Below are 21131 nucleotides of genomic sequence, written 5' to 3'. Positions count from 1 at the left end.
TAACTACAACCGCACACTCTCTTCAGCTTCTATAAAATACAACCATTTCTCAGCAACCTTATTGCCTGTAATCTCTTCAATCACACGGGCATACAGCTCCAATTGAAAACGATATTGGTCCGTTAAATGTGACAGCGTACGATATTCGGAGACCCGGTCTGTTTTATAATCCAGCAGCACCAGTCCTTCGGGAGTTTCGAACAGACAATCAATGATCCCGTTCATCAGCACTTTATCGTCCTGCCCGCCTTCCGTAACTGTCTTCTGTTCTGGCAGCATCACAGGTAAACTGTGATTCCAGTAATCGGTTGCCCGCATGGTATAAGTAAACGGAAGCTCACGCTGAATACGGGATGAACGCAACATTCTGCTCCCCAGCTCACTTGAGAAAAATCTTAATATTTTATCCGTATCCAGCGCCTCTGCATGAACATCCAGTAAAATGCGTTGATTCAGCAAACGAGCCTTTGTTTCCTCAATAATTTCAGCGCTCATTACTCCATCTAAGGGCAGATGCAGCATCAACGTATGATAGACCGTCCCTCGTTCCGTAGGAGTCAGTCGCTGATTCCCCATAAACTTAGGTCTGCGCAAGTGTAATTGACTGCTCCCAGTGTCAGAATTCTCACAATCTTCTGGTAAGTCTGCTTGTTGGAAGATAGAAGATAGATTCAGCCAATCGTCCGATCCAATTTCCTGCATCTCCAGCCATCTTTTCATCTCTGTGACCGATGCATTGGCTGCTGTCTTGCCCGCCCGTTCATACGGGTAGGTCCAGGAAAGAGCCGCAACAACATCCGTCTCACTCTCTTCGTTCAATTCGATTAGCTCGACATTTCTCAGTGCTTCTGTTTTCTTTTGGCGCTCTTCGGCCGATACCTCTTCTTCTTGATCCGAGTTCACACGAGAGCCAGAAAGTGTTTCTGAGGCTACGATTTTAAATGACCAGTCTGCCCCCGGCATGTGTTCCAGTCTGTGATAATACCCATCCTGATCACCTGCCGCTTCCCTCAGCGAAATCGCAGAAGGATGCCGAATCAATGCAGGACCTACCCAGTCCAGATAGCTGCGACCTGCCGCCAGCATATAATCTGGTAATACTGTTTCCGTATGCTCCTTGGCACGTGCCCAACCCGCTGCGCGGGAAGCGAGATCCTTCACGGTTCCGGTCATAATCAGCTTTTCACGCGGACGAGTAAGCGCTACGTATAGCACACGCATTTCTTCAGCTAACAGCTCCAGCTGTGAGCGTCGACGGATCGCTAAATTAGGCAGCGTAGGGTAGCTGACACGGTTTTGTTCCTCCACATATTTAGGACCAAATCCCAACTCCTTGTGCATTAGAAACGGCGCATTCAGATCCTGCTGATTAAACATTTTTGCCGTCCCCGCAATAAACACGACAGGAAATTCAAGTCCTTTACTTTTATGAATGGTCATAATGCGGACAGCCTGATCGGGTTCAGTCCCCCCACTGATCGATCCTAAATCACCGCCCCGCTCCCGCAGACGGGAAATAAAGGTCAGGAATCGGAACAAGCCACGGTTGGACGTAGAAGTCTCATACTGTCTCGCTCGGTCATATAAGGCCCGTAGGTTGCTTTGACGCTGTGAGCCGCCAGGCAATCCACCCACCCAATCCAGATATCCTGTTTCCTCCAGCACATTCCAAATCAATGCACTTAAGCTGCCTTGTCTGGCTTCCTGCCGCCATGCGTCCAAATTACGCAAAAATGAGCGTAGTCGGGCAGACAACGTATTCCCGTCGTCCCTATGGACAGAGTGGGGTGGAGATAGCGAGTCCTCAGTGAAAAGATCCATCTCCAATACGTCAGCAGAGGTCCCTTTTACACTCTGCTCGACTTGTTCAGTCTCTGCTGCCGCCAGCAATGCATCATAAAATAATCCATCCGGCTTCTCTAGCCGAATTTGTGCCAGTTCATCTTCGGTCAAGCCGACAATTGGCGAACGAAGCACGGATGCAAGCGGGATGTCCTGCTGCGGGTTATCAATAATATGAAGCAGGGACAACATCACCTCAACTTCCGTTGCTTTAAAAAAGCCTGTCGTCTGCTCTCCAGAGGCTGGAATGCCCTCAAGCCGCAATTCCTCGACAATTAAGGGAGCCCATACGCTTGCTGAACGAAGCAAAATGACAATATCACCGTAGACTGCTGGACGCATCGCTTTTAGTCCCCTGTCGTAAATCAACAGTGGTTGTCCAGTATCTCCAGTCAGCTCCTTAATCCGTTGCGCGATCGCACGAGCCTCTAACTGTGCCGTTTCAAGCTCCGCAAGCTCGGCCAGCTCACCTTCCTGTAATGGCGATTCGTCCCCCAATTCAGACAGCTCCGAAACCTCGGAAAGACCACGCCCGCCTTTATCAACTAACAGCAGCTCAGGTGCGTATGCAGACGCAGCTTCCTGCTCTGTCTTCTCGGGATAGGACGCGCCGTGCACCAGCCATGCTCGTTCATCGTATTCAATTTCCGCTACATCCACACTCATAATCTGGCGGAACACCAAATTAACCGCATCGACAACTTCCTCCCGACTGCGAAAATTACGCGCCAGATCAATCAAAAAGCCATCTTCCTGCTCCTGCATACCGTACCGTTGATACTTATTCAAAAACAGCCCTGGCTCGGCCAGTCGAAACCGATAAATACTCTGTTTCACGTCTCCAACCATAAAACGGTTACCCGGTTCCTCGCGTGATACCAGTCTAACGATATCTTCCTGTACGGTATTCGTATCTTGATACTCATCCAGCAACACCTCGTCGAACTGCGCCTTGTATTCAAGTGCAGCATCGGAAGGTAGCAGCTTGTAGGGAGTAGAGTCGGGATGTCTTAATATTTTGAGACAATAATGCTCCAAATCCCCGAAATCCACCAGTCCTTTTGACTGCTTGTACTGTTGAAATCGTTCCCCGAAAGCAATCACGGTCTCCACCAGTTCGTCCATCAGAGGAGCCGTTGCATGCAGTTCCTCCAAATAAGCTTCTGCTCTCCTACCGAACAGGGAAGCCTTCATATCTATAATCATTTTCTTGGCAGCCTCGCGTAGCGTCTTAACCCGTTCCTGCAATGCAGGCTCGGTTTGATCTTTTTTGACTGGCTTGAGCTTACCAAAGGACGCTACCTGAAAATGATCATACAAGGACGCCCACGGCTGTGTCTCCAGCTCCTGCAGCAATTCCTTCACCATCGCCGCATCTTCTTGCAGCGTCATAGCATATAGTGCAGGACCGCCAGGCTGTATAGCTGTTTCATGCGCCTGTTCCAGCAAACTCGCGGCTCCGCGCAACGAAAGTGCAGCATCCGCCAAAATACTGCGAACCCAGGGAGTCTCCCCCAACGCAGCTACATCCTGTACACGAAATGCTGCTGCCGTCTCCCGCAGCCAATGCTCCGGCCAAGGATGACTTTGCGAAAAGTCATACAACCGCTGAACAAGCACATACATGGCATCATCGGTGCGTTCTCCACTAAACCAGTCGACCAGTCTGCGGAATGTGCTGCCTTCATCATGGGCCTCATATTTCTCCTCAAACAGTTCTTCTAATAGCTCTTGGCGCAGCAATTCTGTTTCATGCTCATTCATAATCCGAAAGCCGGGATCAAGAGGAATGGCCTGATAATGCCTGCGGATGACCTCCATACAAAAAGAGTGAAGTGTCGTAATCGAGGCTCGATTCAACAACGATAGCTGTCGGCGCACATGTTCACTTTCCGGTTCCTGTTCCAGCACACGTTCCAAGGCTTCGCGTATCCGTTGACGCATTTCAGCGGCTGCAGCCTTCGTAAAGGTCGCCACCAGTAACCGATCCACACTGAAGCCGAGCTGGGGATCGACAATTTTGCGAATAATACGCTCTACCAGCACTGCTGTTTTACCAGAACCCGCCGCTGCCGCGACCAGCATGTTGTTACCAGACTCCGAAATGGCACGCCACTGATCATCACTCCACATACTTCCTTCCGGCTTCGGCAAGCCTTTAGCGTTTGACGTGCCTATCATTGCTTCATTCCTCCTTTCCCTTCCTGTGTATGACCGAGCAGATCCCAGACCTGATCCTTACCCGGTTTCCCCCATTGGTTGTAATCACTGCCTTCCAGACTGTCATCAAATTGACAAACAGGCTTAAAAGAACAGAAGGTACATGCCGTTTCTTGCTGGATGCGATAAGGTTCAATGGCAACATCGCCCTCTGTCATCCGTGTACCAATCGTCCGAATGTTATTGCGCACCGACGCTAACAGGCTATCCCACTGTTCAGGCGAAGCAACGGAAGCACTGCTATAAAAACTGCCGTCTGCTTTCACCGCAACAGGTAAAATAGAGGAATATCCCTTGTCCAATGCTGTATCCATTTGCCCAACTACATCCCGATCCGCAAGCAACAATCCCTTCATCTTAAAGCGTTTCAAAAGCTCCTGACGAGCCTGTTCTGCGCTAAGGCCATTAGGTGATTGCAGCATCGGATTGTGGACGTGAAAATACAGTGTACCCGCCGGATAAGCAGTCTCGCCCAACCATTCCTCCGCCGCATTCAACAGCACATCCAGGTACGTGAGCATTTGCAGGGACAAGCCGTAATACACCTCATGTAGCTTAAGATCCTTTTGGCTGGACTTGTAATCAATGACACGCAGAAGTAATCCTTTTTCTCCTTCTGCCACATCCACACGGTCAATCCGTCCGACAATTTCCATCACAACGCCGTTATCTAGTCGGAAGCTTAACGGAGGAAGCGGCTGACCTGGTCCAAAGTCCAACTCCAGCCCAATCGGCTCAAAGCTACCTCTCCGTGCATGTTCACCCAAAATTAGCGAAGCACGGCTCACGATGTCTTTTAACTTGCGCAAAATATAGCCATACCGCTTGGAGCTCATTAAAATCTCGCCTTGCAGACGAGGTGCCAAACGCTCAACCGTACTTTCCGCCTCTTGGCGACATTCCTCGGTGCTGAGACTTCCCCAGCTGACATTGCGTTCACGCAGATTGATCGCCATCTCACCAAGCGCTGCGTGGAATAATTGTCCGATATCCGGAGCCTTCAGACGATACATTTGACGTTCCTTCAAACGAAGACCGTGAGAGGCAAAGTGAGAAAATGGACATGCGACAAAACGTTCCATACGAGATACGCTGGTGCGCAGCTTGCTGCCATATAGACGGCGACTCGTTTCCTTCTGCATTTCGGCATGATTTTCGTAAAAAAGTGAGGTCAACAGCTGACGCAGCTTGTCCTTCTCACGCCCCTGCTGGCTGGCATACCAGTTATACACCTCCCACCAGGGAGATAAAATATCACCGCCACGCCGCCAATGCCGTAATTGCGCAATGAGCTGCGGCAAAGCCTCGGACGGATGGGAAGCATACTCCCATTGCGTCGTCCAAGCGTCTCCAGGCAAAGGGTATCCGGCCAGTGGACGTTCATCCAGACCAGGAAGCAGTTGCCGCACATGTCGCACTAACTCTGACGGCAGCAATGGCTTGCCTTCTTCATCAGTCACCGCATAGCTCATCCATAGGCTTTTACCGGCTGAGGTAAGGGCCGTATAAGCGAGAAAGCGTTCGTCCAACAGACGTCTTGTCATATCTGGTGCCAGGTCTACGCCTTGTTCGTTCAATGCCGTACGTTCCTGCTCATTCAGCACACCATCCTCATGGAACACAGCCGGCATTACTCCTTCGTTCATCCCTAGCACAAAGGCATGTTGAATACCCGATACACGTGTACGGTCCGTATTTCCGACCAGTACCTGATCCAGAGCCGGTGGAACAAGCCCCATACGGAACTCAGCCAATCCCGTTTCCAGCACACCCGCAAACAAAGCAGTATCCAGTCTCTCATCACCCATCATTTCGACGATTTGATCCAGCAATTCAAGCACCGCATCCCATACCTGGCGGTGCTCCTTCGCCTGCTCAGGATTTCCTGATTCCTCTGCCTGATGAATGAAGGCGTCCAGCTTGTGACCAATTTCTGCATCCTCCAGCAACAGATACACGGCTTCACACTTCTCAAGCGCCGTTCGTGCCTTACCCATACGCTTCTCAAAAGCATGTAAAGGCGTCACAATCACATCTCGGCACAACTCCATCAAATCCAGCGTTTCATCCCGTTGACGGTTCCGTTCCTGTTCCTCCAGCTCCAGTGACAAGCTGGGTACAGCCTGCCATGGTCGGCCATCTGTCCAACGGCTGCCTTGTATTCCACAGGCCAGCACATAGTTTTCCAGACGGTCCATCTGCTCGCGGCTCACTCGACCGTCCAGCGGCAATAGAAGGTCTGTTTTGACCGCACGAAATACATCCTCATATCGCCAGCGTCGCTGCACGATATCCAGTGAAGCCCGAATCAATTCCACTAAGGGATGATGAAGTATACTTCTCCGCTGATCCAAAAATACCGGGACCTGATATTGCTTGAATATCGGTTCCACCCATGGCTCATAATCTTCAATATGACGCACAAACAAGGCCATCTCCCGATAACGCGCGCCCTCTTCACGGGCCAAGCGGCGCATTTCGCGTACGGCTCCTTCCAGCTCGGCACGGCGATTTGCTGCAGCATACAGCTTTATACCCTCCGGTTGTGTATCTGCCCATTGCTCTCGTAGCTGCTGTAGCCGCATCCGCTGTTCCTGATTCCGCAGCCCTGTACGATGTTCGAAATTAGCCTCCAAATACGCCAACGCTGGACGCTCCTTAAATCTCGGCATCGGATCAGGACGTAATAACTGTGTCTGCGTTTCAATCATCAGCTCGTCTGCCATTCCTTTAAGCTTGACGTAGGTAGCCGCCGAAGGATGAAACAAATCCAGCTCATGCGGAAGCTGGCCACTTTCGTAGCTGCGGTTACAGGTCAACGCCACCGTCAGCGAGGAGGCGTGCAGCATAAGTTGCTGCACCACCTTATATTCATGCGGTGTAAACCTTCGGTAGCCATCCATCCAAATGTCAGCTCCGCGTATAAGTGAAGACTGTGCAATCTGTTCTGTTAGCATGCGAAGCGTATCTTCACCATCGATATATTTAAGCGTCAGCTCCCGTTCAAAATCCTCATAGATTAGGCTGATATCCTTCAGCTTGCCTCTTAATATCGGGGCGGACTCCCCCGCAGCATGCATTCTCTCCAGTTGTTCCGGTACAGACCGAGCATCATTTCCGTACTGCTTTAACTCTGTAAACAACGTATTCAACCGATCCACAAAACCGAGTTGGTCTCCCGAATCCTTAAACAAACTCAGTTCATCCTTGCGACGACGAATAATTTTATATAAAAGCATCTTCTTGCCTTCTTCTGTTACAGGCACCAGGGCTGAACCCCCTGTTTCCTGCATGACTAAATAGGCAAGACGATGGAATCCCATCACCTGGGCGCGCACCGACCCCTGAATACCGTTTCCGGCTTCTGTAAGCAACGCATGCTCTGAAGCAAATGACGATTGCTCGGGCACAAGTAACAGCATAGGTTTACCTAGCGGCTCCTCGCGTAACATAGACGTCATTTCATTGCGGATTAACGTGCTTTTACCACTACCAGAGCGGCCAATCAATAAGCGGACCGACATGATGCGGCCTCCTTTCCAACCAAAAACATTCTATTAAACAGTATAGCATATCAGGCAAAGGAGAAAAGAACGTACGTTTGCCATGTTGTAGCAATTGAGCCCTTCTCAAAAACAAACAGTCCCGCAGGATGGCTTGGTGCAAGCCTTCTCTACAGGACTGATTTATACTAAAAATGAGTTTGTTTCACCTAGTTATCTTTATCGCCTAAAAATAGATTACCTTTAACAAGGGTATGAAGTCTACAGCCGTGTCCGGCTGCGCACTTCAAAGATGGCAAATTTCAAATAATGACCTTCCTCCACACCTAAAATTTGAGGATGGTCCTTCCCTGCCGCTCTCCAATCTACCAGTCGGAGGGTTTTACCGGCATCTGTCGCCGCTTCCTTAATCGTGTCCAAAAACAGCTCTGGCCGCATATGGAACGAACAACTCGCCGTTACCAAATAACCGCCCTCATTGACAAGCTTCATCCCATGAAGGTTGATATCTTTATATCCACGTGTAGCTCCTTTGACAGCACTCTTCGTTTTGGCAAAAGCTGGCGGATCCAGAATAACTACGTCAAAGGTGCGTCCGCCACCCGCAGTCAGCGGCTTGGATGTATCTCCTTTGCCCCCCGCTCGCGCGGTGCGTTCCTCTACACCTTTCACCTGATTACGTAAATATTGAAAAGCATCGTCGACGACAAACTCGACGCGATCCTCAAAACCGTTCAGCTTCACATTATCCCGAGCACTTTCAATCGCATGTTCAGAAATATCCAGACAAGTTACTTTTTTCGCACCATGTTTACACGCATTGAGCGTAAAGCTACCTGTATGTGAAAAACATTCCAATACAGTTGCACCGTCCCAGAATGGGAATTCAACCACCTTACCACTTTTATTCACAGGCTTCATGACCGTTGTGGCGTCATCACCTGGGGTTGCAGCTACTTCTTGTAACGTAATTCCGCTACGCGCTCCCCAACCTGTCATCAACGGCGCGATGGCTGCACGATTTTCACGCTGGTCAAAGAAATAGCCAGTCTTTTGGCCCTCTTCGATATCGACCTTGATTTGTAAGCCATTTTCCGTCACCACCACATGGCGCGGGCAATCGCCGTACAAAGGCCCCTTCGTCTGTTCCAACCCTTCCAGCTCGCGGATGGATACATCACTACGCTCATATATACCAACTGGCCCCATGACTTCAACAAGTGCATCTCTGATTTCTTCCCTGCGCCGATCCATGCCAAGCGTTAACAGCTGAACGACCAACACATCGCCAAAACGGTCTACAATCAGCCCAGGCAAAAAATCAGCCTCGCCATACACCAAGCGATAAGCGTTCCCCCCAGTCACAAAGCGTTCGCGATGCTCCAAACAATTACGGAAACGTTGGGCAAAGAAGCTTTGGTCCATCACTTCCAGCGGCTCATAGGACATCACACGCACTGTAATTTGCGAAGCAGGATTATAGTAACCTGTCGCCAAATAACGTCCTTGATGGTTAAGGATGTTGACCAAATCACCAGCTTCTGGCTCCCCCTCAATCTTGGCTATTTCATTTTTAAACACCCAAGGGTGTGCTTGCTCCAGCCTTTTTTTTCGGCTACGTTCTAATATTACTGAAGGCAAAATCCTTCACTCCTATTCTTGGATTACTTAAAGTCCTTAAAAGTGTGGTGTTCGATGGGACGCAGCTCCGCGGTTCATTTGTTCTTACGATCACTGGCGCTTCTCTAGATTCAAATGAACCGCTTCGCTACTGCCCGCCTGTATATCGACGTCACGCTTTTAAAGCTTGTGAAGATACTTCAAAATTATTGTTCCGTGAAAAACTGCTCAACCATGCTTGTCATGGCTGTCCTTGACAGATCATAGGCTGTTACATAAGTATTTTCACCTAGAAAAGGGGGCTATGGCCGTGTTCATACATGTTATACTCCCACTGTGCGGTGGGCTGCTTATTTTTTTAGGCGGAATGAAGCTGATGGAAGCTGCCCTCCGGCATTTGGCTGGCCCCTTCCTTACCCGCTGGCTGAACCGGGCTACGGTTTCCCCTTGGCGGGGAATGCTGTTCAGCTCAGGCATTACCGCCCTACTGCAAAGCAGCACCGCCGTAACGGTGTTGACGATCGGACTGGTCAACGCCGGGCTGTTGACCTACGGCCGCACGCTCGGCATCATTCTCGGCACCAATATTGGCACCTGCCTGACGACCGAGCTGATGGGGCTTCAGCTTGGCAAGCTGGCTGTTCCATTGCTATGCGGGTCACTGCTCTGCTGGGGCACTGCCGTTCTGTGGGGAGAAACGGTCGCTGGCCGCCAGTATGCAGCTGCCGGAGCTTCACCCAGCTCTAATGGGCTCAGCCGCCCACAGGCTGTACAATTTATCAGCCTCGTCTTTGCCGGATTTTCGCTGATTCTGGCAGGTATCCGTGTGATGCAAGCCGTCGGCCCCTGGATTGAACAGGCCGGACTATTCCGCTGGTTTCTTGATCATGCTGCAGCCAACATGTGGTGGGCCTTCGCTGCTGGAGCCTGCCTGACCGCACTGGTTCACAGCAGCGCAGCCGTCATCGGTATGGCAATCAGCCTTGCTGCTGCGGGTGCCTTGCCAGTTGATGTAGGAATCGCCATCGTCATCGGCTCCAATGTAGGCACCTGCGTGACTGCCCTGATTGCCGCTGTTGGCGGCAGCGTATCAGGCAAATTTGTGGCCTGGTCCCACGTATTACTGAACGTAGGCGGGGCATTGCTCTTTATGCCGTTAATCCCCGGGCTGGATATGGCCGCTGCCTGGATATCTACTGAACCTGGGGCCAAGGTAGCGCATGCCCAAACCCTGTTTAACGTCATCAGTTCTCTGCTTGCCTTGCCTCTCTGTTATTTACCTATATGGACACGTATAGAGGAGCGTATGTCCCCCAATAGGACTAAACGTTAATTCCTAACATGGACAGCGCCTTGCTTAGAATGACATCATTGTTGTCATATCCACCCTGGCGCTGAAGACGCCAAGCTTCTTCGGGCGTATGCCATGCGACGCCTTTGATTTCTTCAATCTGTGCCTGTAAATTCCCATCCAGTGCCTCTACGAGATAATAATGAACTTCCTTGTCCACTTCCCCATATTCAGGGTGCTGATACGTATAAGCAATCATATCCACATGCTGAATAATTCGCCCGTTCAGCCCTGTTTCCTCACGAATTTCACGTAGAGCTGTTTGTTCGATTGTTTCACCTGGTTCCATTTTGCCTTTAGCCAAAGATATCTTGCCATATCGGTCAGTAATCAGCTGAATTTCAAGTTGCTCCTCCTGTTTGCGGAACACTACGCCACCTGCGGAAATTTCCTTTTTTGCTGCCATCCTGTAATCTCCTTTCCTTGCGCAACAAGGATTCCGTCCTCTCTGTAAGGAAAGGCGAAATCCTTGTTGGCCATCGCTATTGCCTGTTCAGGCTCTTTTTGTTTTACAAAGCTGTTTGCAGCCCATTCTCCAATACGCGGACCAATTGGCCTTCACTTTCATTAACGCCTGCCTTCGTCAACTTCACGCGGCACACCTTACCAACCAGATCCTTATTACCTTCAAACACCAGTTGAATGTAGTTGTCACTATAACCGTAGAGTATGCCGCTATCTTCTGTCCCTTTAGGGGCTACTTCAGGAATAACTTCCAGCACCTGACCAACAAACTTCTCAGCATATGCCAGCTGCATTTGCTCAGACAGTTCAATCAGCTCACGCACCCGCGCATTTTTCACGTCCTCGTCAACCTGATCCTCCATACGCGCCGCAGGCGTTCCAGTACGCTTGGAATACGGGAACACGTGCATTTCCGAGAAACCGATTTTTTTCATCAGCTCATAGCCATTGCGGAACATTTCGTCCGTTTCTCCAGGGAAGCCGACAATTATATCTGTTGTAATCGCTACATCTGGCATTGCTTTTCGAATCATAAGCATTTTGTTATAAAACTCTTCTGTCGTGTACTTGCGGCGCATCCGTTTCAGCACGGTATCGTCCCCTGCTTGAAGCGGTATGTGGAAATGGCGAACCAGCTTATTGGAGCGTTTCAGCACGTCCAGCATTTTTTCATCAATCTGGCTGGCTTCAATCGAGCTGATACGAATACGTTCCAGCCCTTCCACTTTCTCCAGGTCCCACAGCAGATCGGATAGGTCATAATTATCCATATCGTCGCCATAACCACCCGTATGGATACCCGTGAGTACGATTTCCTTGTAGCCTGCGTGCACCAGTTGACGCGCCTGTGTGATAATGCTCGCCGCATCACGGCTGCGGGATAAGCCCCGCGACCACGGGATAATACAGAAGGTGCAGAAGTTATTGCAGCCATCCTGAATTTTTAGAAACGCGCGGGTATGATGAGCAAAATCAGGTACATCCATTTCCTCAAACACACGGGTCTTCATTATATTACGCACCGCGTTTACGGGTTGACGCGACTCTTGGATCTCCTTTACAAACGGAATAATCTTATCTCGGTCCTGCGTACCAATAACAAGATCAACACCTGGAATATCCATAATTTCAGCTGGAGAAGTTTGAGCGTAACAGCCCGTCACTGCCACAATGGCATCTGGATTTCGGCGAATCGCGCGACGAATGATCTGACGGCTTTTTTTATCACCGGTGTTCGTAACCGTACATGTATTAATTAAATAGACATCAGCGGTCTGCTCGTCAAAATCCACCTGCTCATAACCTTCTTTTTTGAACAGCTGCCAGATCGCTTCTGTATCATAAAAGTTTACCTTACAACCTAATGTGTAAAATGCCACTGATGGCATATTAAACCCCTCCCATTTCTCCTGTCTCATATAAAATGCATGCCAATGCAACCATACCTGCGGTCTCCGCACGCAAAATACGTCTTCCCAGTCCTGTAGACTGTGCCCCGGCCTGCTCGGCCTCTAGGCTTTCCGCTTCAGTAAAGCCGCCTTCCGGGCCCACAACTACGAGCACACGCGGCTTGTCTGTGGACGCCCAGTGTCCTGCGAAAGTCTGGATTACATCCCGTAGCTGCCGACCCTGCTCTTTTTCATAACAATAACATATCAAATCATACCCAGCAAAAGAAGCCAGAAGTTCTTTCCACGTCAGGGGTGCGCTAATTTCCGGAATCCGATTGCGATGGCTTTGCTCAGCCGCTTCTTTCACAATTTTGCGCCAACGCTCCAGTCGCTTGCCTTCCTTTTTGGCATCATACTGTACGACCGTACGCTCCGATAAAAACGGTACGAAACCGGTGGCTCCGATTTCCGTACATTTTTGCATCACTGTCTCCATCTTGTCTCCTTTAGGAAGACTCTGCGCGATGGTGATCTGAACATACGGTTCAGAGGTCATCTCCAGCGGTTCAATAATCGTCGCTTTCACATGATCCTGCTCAATCGTATCCAATGCAGCCAGCGCTTCCCTGGATACCCCGTCACTGACTATAATTTTGTCGCCACTACGGCCGCGCATGACTTTGGCAATATGCCGTGCGTCCTCACCCGTAACAATTACGTGATCTTCTAGAAATTGCTCTGCCGGAATAAAATAACGCTGCATTCTCTCACACCTATTCTAAAAATAACTATTATCCATTAACACTCCGTACAAATTCCGAATAAATCACCAAGCACCATCATATCATCTTTTGCTCCTCTATGACCAGTCTGTTCCCTCTTCCATTCACGTTATACCGATTCTCGTAAAAAAAGGAGCCCTTAGGCTCCGAACAGTCCGGTAATGTAAAAAGAGAACTGCAAAAACTGTATATAAATCATCTGAGACAGCGTATATAGAGGTTCAATCGTTACAGCTCGTACCTGCGGAATTACCAGTATAAGCAGAAAAATAAAGATCGACCATTGCTCAAAGTGCTGAAGCTTGCGGCGCACAGGAGTCGGAGCCACATCCTCCACAATCCGGTAACCATCGAGTGGAGGCAGTGGGATCAGATTAAAGATAAACAAAAACAGATTTAAATTGATCAGCGCATTGATAAACAAATAGATTGCCTGTGCCACCCGCTGGTTCTCCATTCCCGGCAATACTTGAAAATGCAGGAGCACAGCATAGATCAGCGTCGTCACAAATGCAAGCAGCAGATTACTCAGCGGACCAGCAGCTGATACGATAATGCCCATGAGGCGCGGACGGCTAAAATTGTCACGATTAACCGGAACTGGCTTGGCCCAGCCAAAGCCTCCGATCAACAGCAGCAGCGTACCCAGCAGATCAATATGAACTGCCGGATTTAAAGTCACACGCCCAAGCAGCTTGGCCGTAGGATCACCAAATTTATTGGCATAATACGCATGCGCAAACTCATGCACCGTAAACGATATGATCACAGCCAGCAAGTAAAATGGAAGGACATTTAAATTTACCCGAAAAATACTTTGTAAAAAATCCATGCTTACCTCTTTCTCGCTACAAACGCCAGCCAATCTTCATCCCGGTTGATTTCGGCAATCTCAAAGCCAGCTGCTTTCAACGCAGATTCGACAACCTCTTCTTTGTTCTTCCAAATCCCTGAAGCAATATAAATGCCACCTGGCTCCAAGGCTTTATATACATCATCAATGAACAGCAAAATGATCTCAGCTAAAATATTAGCTACGACCAGCTTGACTGGCAGCTGGATCCCCAGCGTTGGATCGCTTGCATTGAGTACAGAGAGCAAATCGCTTTCTTTAATGGTGATGTGTTTCTCCAGTCCGTTCAAACGCGTATTTTCACGCGCACTCGAAACCGCCACCGGGTCGAGATCCAAGGCAAGTACATGCTTTGCTCCCAGCTTTATCGCTCCAATGGCTAAGATACCGGAGCCTGTACCAACATCAATGACTTCTTCTCCACCCTGAATCACGGATTCCAGCGTTCTCAGGCAAAGGGATGTCGTCGGATGTGTGCCAGTGCCGAAGGCCATACCCGGATCGAGCTCAATGATTTTTTCATCTTCACTCGCAGGCTCATACTCTTCCCAAGTCGGTTTGATTGTCAAATGATCCGATACACGCAAAGGCTTGAAATATTGTTTCCAGGCATTAGCCCAGTCATCCTCGTTGACCGTTTTCAGCTCATACCGAACCTCTCCAGGGTCAATATCAAATGTTCTCAATTGTTCAACCCGCGGCTCAATTTGTGCACGCACGCTGTCCATGTCTATTTCTTCAGCAAAATAGCCCTTGATGATCGCTTGTCCTTCAGGAATATCGTTCAAAGGGCGATCGTACCACTGTCCATAAGACGTATCCCGCGGCTTGTTGAGCGAACCGGATTCTTCAATGGAAACCCCTCCTGCACCTGCTTCGTGCAGAAAATTCGAAATCATTTCGACAGCTTCCTCGCTTGTATGTATTGTAATTTCATTCCACAACATGGTTTACATTTCCTCCTCATTTCACATGCATACATTACATTGTACTATATACTCGCATAGGAGTTCAAAAAAGTAGATGGACTCATTTTTGAAAATCAAACACCTGCGACTACTACCTTTGTCCTCAGTCCTCTAGTTTTAGCGTAACAGCATATAGCGGATAATGAATAGAACAAGGGGAAAACACAAATAAGACGGGCTATCCCGCAAATCACCTTTTTAGATGGGATACCCGCCTTATTGTATTCTACTCGTTGTCGTTTATGATACGTTGCTGACGGCGGTCAGCTACTTCACTACGCCGGATCGCTTCCAGATCCTCAGCATCTGCCTGCTCTGCCGAGAACTCAACATCTTCGTTTTTGGCAGATTGCATGCGTTTGATTTTCTCGGTTTTGGTCAGCACTTTATCGAACCGTTTGTTTTTAGACATCGGTCACTGCTCCTTCCAAACTTGTCACAGCATTCCACCCGCTTGTTCCACAATAGACATCGCCTGATGATGAATGGATTCATCCACCACCGCAGTCAACAAAATATCGCGGCCGGTCGGTCCACCTTGTCCTCCATCACTCATGCCACTGGCAGCAGGATCAGCCGCAACCAGTATTGCAGGAGACGCATCTGTAAAATCTACGCCCTGTGTGAGTGAGGACAAGCTGCTAATCTGTCCCGAGAACACAGGCAGTCCGGCGTTGCCCGTAGACTGCCGCGGATACCGGCTAAAACGATCTATCGACATATCCGTTACCCGGAGAGCCTCCAATTTTCTCGCGGCTCCCTGTGCTTCCTCAGGACTTTTGAAATACGCCAAAATATTTTTTTCGCCCATCCCAAAATCTCCCTGTGTAGTATTGAGCGTAACCTTGGTTGAGAACATAGACCGTTACGCTTTGTTATATCCTGCTCATTGGCAAGACTTTATATTCTCCACGAAAGCTAAACGGATACAGACATTATCAAGAACAGCAGGCCAAGACCGTGAACTAAAGTTTGTGAAGAACATAACTTTTACGGATGTAAAGTAGCTGCCGGAGCTTCTCCTGACATGGCTACTCCTGTCTCCCAGGCTGCACGAATAACAGAATCCCGTACCTTCTGAACCACCTTCGCATTAAAAACATTCGGTATGATATAAGTTTCACTTAGCTCCTCAGGGCAAATGGCATCAGCAATGGCAAGACCGGCTGCCAATTTCATCTCCTCGTTAATCGTCTTGGCATGGCAATCCAGAGCGCCCCGAAAAATTCCCGGGAAGCACAATACGTTATTAATCTGGTTAGGAAAATCGGAGCGGCCGGTAGCAAGCACACGCACATAAGGTAAGGCTACAGCCGGATCAATTTCTGGCTTCGGATTCGCCATAGCGAACACTATAGGATCAGTTGCCATGCTCTGTATGTCTTCCACAGTCAGTATATCTGGACCCGACACACCGATGAACACATCAGCTCCCACAATCACCTCGGATAAGCTTCCACTTAAATTATGCGGGTTAGTCATGTTCGCATACTCTGTCCAATGCGGGTTACTGTATTCTACACCACGGTGAATGGCTCCTTGCCGATCCACGCCAATCAGATTGCGTACCCCTGCCTTGAGCAGCATACGGGAGCAGGCCATACCTGCCGCACCGATCCCGGCAAATACTACTTTGACATCTTCCATTTTTTTGCCGCATACCTTTAGTGCATTGACCAAACCTGCTAATACAACAACTGCCGTACCATGCTGATCATCATGAAATACTGGGATGTCGAGTTCCTGCTTCAACCGTCTTTCAATCTCAAAACAGCGTGGCGAAGATATATCTTCCAAGTTAATGCCGCCAAAGGCAGGAGCGATCATTTTGACAATTTGAACAATCTCATTAGGGTCCTTCGTATTGAGACAGATGGGGAATGCATCGACACCTGCAAATTGTTTGAACAGTACTGCTTTACCCTCCATCACAGGCATAGCAGCCTCTGGCCCGATATCTCCCAATCCAAGTACCGCGGTTCCATCTGATACGACCGCTACTGTATTTTTTTTGATCGTTAATTGATATGCTTTGGCTGGGTCATTGGCGATTTCCATGCAAATTTCAGCTACACCCGGCGTATAAACTTTGGATAACCCCTCCATCGTTTCAATTGGCTTCTTGGGTAAGGTCTCCATTTTGCCACCTGCATGTAATTCTCTAATCTCATCTATTAAACTGCTCATATTTTTCTCCGTCCTTTCATGCCTCTATTTGGATATGAAACTCAGTCCTGTGTATAAAACTCATCAGCTCCATAATTGGAGTAACAAGGTGGCTAAAATGACCGTGCCCGCACCGCCAATCCGTGTTGCAATTTGGGCAAAAGGCATCAGTTCCATCCGATTGGATGCAGACAAAATGGCTACATCGCCTGTGCCCCCTAATCCGCCGCGACAACTGGTCACCAAAGCAGCTTCTACGGGATACATGTGAATCCATTTTCCTGTGAAGTATCCAGTAACAATCAATGCAACCACTACAGATGCACAGGTAATCGCATAAGGAACCGTTAGAATCCCAACTACACTATCTAATGGCACATACAAAATACCTAACCCCACCATCAAGGGCCACGTCAGACTAGCGGTTATACATTTGTACAAATGAAAAGCTCCCTGTTCCAATGTGTTCGGCATGATCTGAACACACTTAATTAATGCCGCCGCCAGAATCATGAGAATCGGTCCTGGAATATGGAGATACGGCTCCAGCAGCTTACCCACAATAAAGAAAGTACAGGCCAACAGCAGACCACCACCCATTAATGGAAAAGAAACGGATTGTCCCAAGTTTACCGGAGATAACTCACCTTTGTCTTTTTCGAGTTTTAACAACCTTCCGTTACCAGAAGTTTTTGGTTTTTTCTCCGCTAATCTCTTCAAGACGCCTGCACCTATAATTGCAACAATGTTACCGATAATTGCAGCCGGGATAAACTGGGATACGAATACTGCAGAATCCTTGCCCAGTACCATCCCATACGAAATGGACAAGGGTAAAATGCCTTCTCCAATCCCGCCGGAAATAATCGGAATGATGATGAAAAAAAATGTATGATAAGCACTATAGCCAAAAGCCATACCCACCACCATACCGACGGCAACAGCAGCAATAGATCCTATGATAATGGGGGCAAAAATTTTGACAATTCCATTCATTAGCATTTTGCGATCCATACCAAGAATACTGCCGGTTACTAGACATGCGATGTAAAAATAAAGAAAATTCGAGGTTTTCATAAGCGTGTGCACAGCCCCCATCGCAGATGGACTGAACATATTCCAAAATACCATTAACGATGGAACCATAAGGGATAAAATGGCTGGCCCGCCTATATGTTTAAGCAGCGGAAGTTTGGCTCCCAGATCACTGAGCAATATACCTAAAATCATGATGACGGCAAACCCGCCTAATAGATCGTTCGGAAGTCTTTCTGTAATTGCAGCCGCATAAACAATTAGCGCGATCACGGCATATAGCGGAAGAGGAATCACTCCCACCTTTATCCTCCCCAGCATCCTAAACCCATCTACAGTATTTTTACTCCATCTTTGCCCCTTTTGAATGACAGGCTGGTTCGTAGCATTTTCCATAAATCTCCCTCCATAAAGTGAAGAATGATGATCATATTCCCATTCTACACCTTGGAAAACGCTTTATTTGGTTTTAAAACTAAGAACTAACTTTTGTAACTAAAGTAATCAGAAATAGGGCTAAATATAACTATTCATGATTCCTTCTGCCTGCGGTAAAACTTGATATTGGTAAACAGGGCGTCCAATGGTACCATATATAGTTTCCATAGAAAGCACTTCAATCTCTGTCATAAAAGCCAAATACTTGCGCATAGACACCCTGGAGATCCCTGCACTCTCCGCAATATCCTCCGTGGAAAATAGAACCTTATGATGCTGCTGGATACAATTCCATATCATAGCCAGCGTGGATTTCGTTATCCCCTTGGGCAACCGTGCCAAGTCTTTAGTCAAGCTTTTATGATAAATCAGTCGATCCAGCTCCTCCTGCGATAGTAGACTGCGCTCACGCACAATACTAATGTGCTCTCGATACCCGGTAAGTGCCTCTAGAAAACGGTTAAAGTGGAAAGGCTTGATCAAATAATCCACAGCGCCAAAATTCATCGCCTTTTTGACACTACTCATGTCACTTGCAGCTGAGATGACAATAACATCCACATTCACTCCAGACTCCCGTATGAATGACAGTAAATCGAGGCCATTACTTTCTTGCATATACACATCCAGCAATATCAGATCAATAGCTTGTTCAGCTAAATATTTCTTAGCCTCTTCCACCGAAGAAGCCCAACCGCCACATTGGAATCCCTCTACCTGCTCCATATATTTGCGGTTAAATTCTGCAACCATCGGATCATCTTCTACAATCAGGACATTAATCATGTTCATCATTCCCCGCTATAATGTATGGAATCTTAATCTGAAAACAGCACCCCTGCTCGACTGGGATCAACTTTACACTACCTTGTAGCCTCTTCACGCTTTGCGCCACTAGATAAAGTCCCATCCCTCGTGACTCTCCCTTGGTCGAAAAACCTTTTTCAAAAATAGCCTTCACAACGTCCTCCGGTATACCCGGACCATTGTCGCACATGATACAGGTCAGACAGCCATGCTTCTGATTTTCCTCATAATAAAGTGAAAGGGTAATCCGCTTGTGCTCCAGAGATTCCATCGCCTCCACCGCATTATCAAACAGATTGCCAAGAATAGTAATCAGCTCGTGAGTCGTTTGAGTTTGACTGGATTCAGGCAAGTGACTACCCGGAGTCAGTTCAAAACTTACCCCTGCCTCTCTGGCCCGGCTTAATTTTCCTAACACAAACCCCGCCATCACTGGGTCCTTAAGCTGCCGAGTAATGGAACCAATCTCTACTTGATGATGTTCGACGGCGTCCATAATATAGTGTTCCAGTTTATCATACATTCGCAAGTGCACCATCCCCATAATGACATGCAGCTTGTTCATAAATTCATGAGCCTGTGCGCGTAGTGCTTCCGTGTACAAAGAAACTCCGGTCAAACGTTCCGCAAGCTGGTTCATCTCCGTCTTATCCCGAAAGGTTACAATGGCTCCGACAATTTTTCCTTTGACCCGTATCGGAACACTGGTGGTCAGCAAGGTGATCCCACCCAGCTCCATCTCCTCATCCATCAGTGGAGTGCTTACTTCCAAGACCTCTTGTAATCGGAAAGCAGATAAATAAACAGTAATTTCCTGTCCAGAGAATGAGAAGTCTTCAATTCCCGCTTGCCTCAGTAAACGGATCGCTTCTGCATTCATCAACATGATACGACCGCATTCATCCACTGCAATGACTCCTTCCTTGATGGACTGCAACATCGCGCTGCGTTCCTCCAGCAAACGTGCGATTTCCGGCGGTTCCAGACCGACCAGCATATTTTTGATTTTACGAGCCAGCACAACCGCTCCTCCTGTGCCAATCAACATTCCGATACCAATGGCGATAGCAATAAGACGGGTGTTGCCTTCCTGGGCCCGCTGTATATCTTGCATGGATATACCAACAACAATTGCCCCTACCTGCTTTCCCGTCACACTGAACACGGGGGAAAAGGCTCGCATGGACATGCCTAATGTCCCCTTTGCAACGGACACGCTCTCCTGACCATGAAGTGCAGTATACTCGTCTCCTCCGACAAAGGCTTTGCCAATCCTCCTAGCATCGGGGTGCGTTTTACGAATTCCCTTCATATCCATAACCACGACAAATTGGATATGATTCGCTGTTGAGACCTTCTTCACATACTCCTGCATGGAAGGAGAAGAACCCGTCTGTTGCAATTGCTCGATAATAAGCGGTGTATGGGCGAGTGTACGCGCAATGGACATTGCCTTTTCCTCAAGCCCCTTCTCCGTTTCAAGCTCAACTCTCTCCGCAAATAACAGTGTTACTGGCAGGAGCACAAGTGCCATAACCAGACATACGAGCAGCGTTACTAGACCTCTGAGCTTTAAAAGCGGCTTACCCCGACGCAGACTTGTCCGTATTTTTTCGATGGAACTCACCCCTTTCTAGTTGATAGAAGCTCAATAGTTAACTTTGGTTATACAAAAATGGCTATGTATGTG

The 21131-nt window shown here is 48.4% G+C and carries 15 protein-coding genes; 1 reads left to right on the top strand and 14 read right to left on the bottom strand.

Annotated features, from left to right (window positions below):
- Positions 1 to 3: 3 nt before the first annotated feature.
- The 3 genes from addA to ACXHJ2_RS06520 form a co-directional block, all read right to left on the bottom strand.
- Complete coding sequence (addA, locus tag ACXHJ2_RS06530; protein WP_165079572.1) at positions 4 to 4023, bottom strand: helicase-exonuclease AddAB subunit AddA; 4020 nt, start codon at positions 4021 to 4023, stop codon at positions 4 to 6.
- Positions 4020 to 7586: a helicase-exonuclease AddAB subunit AddB gene (addB, locus tag ACXHJ2_RS06525; protein WP_165079571.1), complete on the bottom strand. Its 3567-nt coding sequence runs from the start codon at positions 7584 to 7586 to the stop codon at positions 4020 to 4022. Before addB ends, addA begins: the two co-directional genes overlap by 4 nt.
- Positions 7587 to 7826: 240 nt before the next feature.
- Positions 7827 to 9206, bottom strand: a complete 1380-nt coding sequence (locus ACXHJ2_RS06520) for a class I SAM-dependent rRNA methyltransferase (protein ID WP_165079570.1) — start codon at positions 9204 to 9206, stop codon at positions 7827 to 7829.
- A 289-nt stretch (positions 9207 to 9495) separates the two neighbouring features.
- Between ACXHJ2_RS06520 and ACXHJ2_RS06515 the strand changes: the two genes are divergently transcribed.
- Positions 9496 to 10518, top strand: coding sequence for a Na/Pi cotransporter family protein (locus tag ACXHJ2_RS06515; protein ID WP_040103302.1), 1023 nt, complete (start codon positions 9496 to 9498; stop codon positions 10516 to 10518).
- On the opposite strand, the gene ACXHJ2_RS06510 is transcribed toward ACXHJ2_RS06515, so the two are convergent.
- The 11 genes from ACXHJ2_RS06510 to dcuS form a co-directional block, all read right to left on the bottom strand.
- Complete coding sequence (locus tag ACXHJ2_RS06510) at positions 10508 to 10942, bottom strand: NUDIX hydrolase (RefSeq protein ID WP_013372163.1); 435 nt, start codon at positions 10940 to 10942, stop codon at positions 10508 to 10510. The two genes, ACXHJ2_RS06515 and ACXHJ2_RS06510, sit on opposite strands and share 11 nt — an antisense overlap.
- 103 nt (positions 10943 to 11045) lie before the next feature.
- On the bottom strand, positions 11046 to 12389 hold the full coding sequence (gene mtaB, locus ACXHJ2_RS06505; protein WP_013372164.1) for a tRNA (N(6)-L-threonylcarbamoyladenosine(37)-C(2))-methylthiotransferase MtaB: 1344 nt from the start codon (positions 12387 to 12389) through the stop codon (positions 11046 to 11048).
- 1 nt (position 12390) lies between these two features.
- On the bottom strand, positions 12391 to 13155 hold the full coding sequence (locus ACXHJ2_RS06500; RefSeq protein WP_165079569.1) for a 16S rRNA (uracil(1498)-N(3))-methyltransferase: 765 nt from the start codon (positions 13153 to 13155) through the stop codon (positions 12391 to 12393).
- A 158-nt stretch (positions 13156 to 13313) separates the two neighbouring features.
- Positions 13314 to 14006 carry a site-2 protease family protein gene (locus ACXHJ2_RS06495; RefSeq protein WP_016821607.1) on the bottom strand — a complete coding sequence of 231 codons (693 nt, stop codon included), beginning with the start codon at positions 14004 to 14006 and terminating at the stop codon, positions 13314 to 13316.
- Positions 14007 to 14008: 2 nt separating this feature from the next.
- Entirely contained in the window at positions 14009 to 14974 is a 966-nt protein-coding gene (prmA, locus tag ACXHJ2_RS06490) for a 50S ribosomal protein L11 methyltransferase (protein ID WP_165079568.1), read from the bottom strand.
- A 247-nt stretch (positions 14975 to 15221) separates the two neighbouring features.
- On the bottom strand, positions 15222 to 15407 hold the full coding sequence (locus ACXHJ2_RS06485; RefSeq protein WP_016821609.1) for a YfhD family protein: 186 nt from the start codon (positions 15405 to 15407) through the stop codon (positions 15222 to 15224).
- A gap of 24 nt (positions 15408 to 15431) precedes the next feature.
- Positions 15432 to 15806, bottom strand: a complete 375-nt coding sequence (locus tag ACXHJ2_RS06480; RefSeq protein ID WP_165079567.1) for a hypothetical protein — start codon at positions 15804 to 15806, stop codon at positions 15432 to 15434.
- Positions 15807 to 15985: 179 nt separating this feature from the next.
- Complete coding sequence (locus ACXHJ2_RS06475; protein WP_040103297.1) at positions 15986 to 17182, bottom strand: NAD(P)-dependent malic enzyme; 1197 nt, start codon at positions 17180 to 17182, stop codon at positions 15986 to 15988.
- Between the two features lie 63 nt (positions 17183 to 17245).
- Complete coding sequence (locus ACXHJ2_RS06470) at positions 17246 to 18592, bottom strand: 2-hydroxycarboxylate transporter family protein (protein ID WP_165079566.1); 1347 nt, start codon at positions 18590 to 18592, stop codon at positions 17246 to 17248.
- Between the two features lie 120 nt (positions 18593 to 18712).
- The gene (gene dcuR, locus ACXHJ2_RS06465; RefSeq protein ID WP_165079565.1) at positions 18713 to 19420 is read right to left on the bottom strand and encodes a two-component system response regulator DcuR; all 708 of its coding nucleotides are present in this window, start codon (positions 19418 to 19420) and stop codon (positions 18713 to 18715) included.
- Positions 19413 to 21068 carry a DcuS/MalK family sensor histidine kinase gene (gene dcuS / locus ACXHJ2_RS06460; RefSeq protein ID WP_165079564.1) on the bottom strand — a complete coding sequence of 552 codons (1656 nt, stop codon included), beginning with the start codon at positions 21066 to 21068 and terminating at the stop codon, positions 19413 to 19415. The genes dcuR and dcuS overlap by 8 nt, the downstream gene beginning before the upstream one ends.
- Between the last annotated feature and the right edge of the window lie 63 nt (positions 21069 to 21131).

This window comes from Paenibacillus sp. ALE3, from assembly GCF_054113405.1.
This window is presented reverse-complemented; position numbering and strand designations above follow the sequence as displayed.